Raw genomic sequence first — 735 nt, forward strand, 5'->3', positions numbered from 1 at the left:
AGAGGACGTTGAGTTTCTAGTAAAACTGACATGAAAACGTCCAGAGTCCCTCTGGGGATTTGTGAAAATAGCCGATACCATTGTCCGCCCACATCCAGTTTACTTTTTCTTCTGACCCCACTTGAAAGACAAAATCTTGAATCCCCACACCATGTTGTATCTCCATTGGATATCCTCCAACCTTGGTTCCCCTGTACCGGTTAAAACCATCAAAGAATCTATCACTTGCATCCTCATCATCGTTTACGTCAGACAAGTCAATAATATCCCAAGCATCCTCCCATCCCGGAGCATCATCATTGACACTCACCCACCGAACCGGAAATGCTCGATATGGAGTGTTAATTGCAGGCAATAACTCAAGCCCATCAAGGGTGGCGTATTCTCGTATTAGCCACCCCTCGCCATGAGGTTTATCAAATGGATGGCTTTCCATATTATGATAAAGCACTAAGAGCGCGATCCCCTTCAGTTGTTCAGGAATCACGGGAAGCTCATCTACGCGAATCTGGAGAAGCGGAAACATCGGCTGCCCCTTCCAAACTGGCAACCCTTCACCTGGAAGAGCGACTCCTTTTAAAAACCAGGATGTAATTGGGTCTGCTGTAGGGCGGAAACCACCGACTTGTGCCACAGATGCAGTACGTAATTTGGATCTGAGTTCTTCTAAAACTAACGCACTCTTGGATTTCATAATTGCATCCTTGCGTATGCCCATACTCTTGGATTCTGAAA

Annotated in this window: 1 protein-coding gene; it reads right to left on the reverse strand. The window is 46.0% G+C overall.

Annotated features, from left to right (window positions below; translation table 11 throughout):
* Positions 1-16: 16 nt before the first annotated feature.
* Positions 17-735 (reverse strand): DUF1963 domain-containing protein (locus QLG09_RS22350; RefSeq protein WP_348994673.1); only part of this gene is annotated, 719 nt, incomplete at its 5' end.

Source organism: Enterobacter sp. V89_11 (genome assembly GCF_029967775.1).
In the GTDB taxonomy this organism is placed as follows: Bacteria; Pseudomonadota; Gammaproteobacteria; order Enterobacterales; family Enterobacteriaceae; genus Enterobacter; species Enterobacter ludwigii.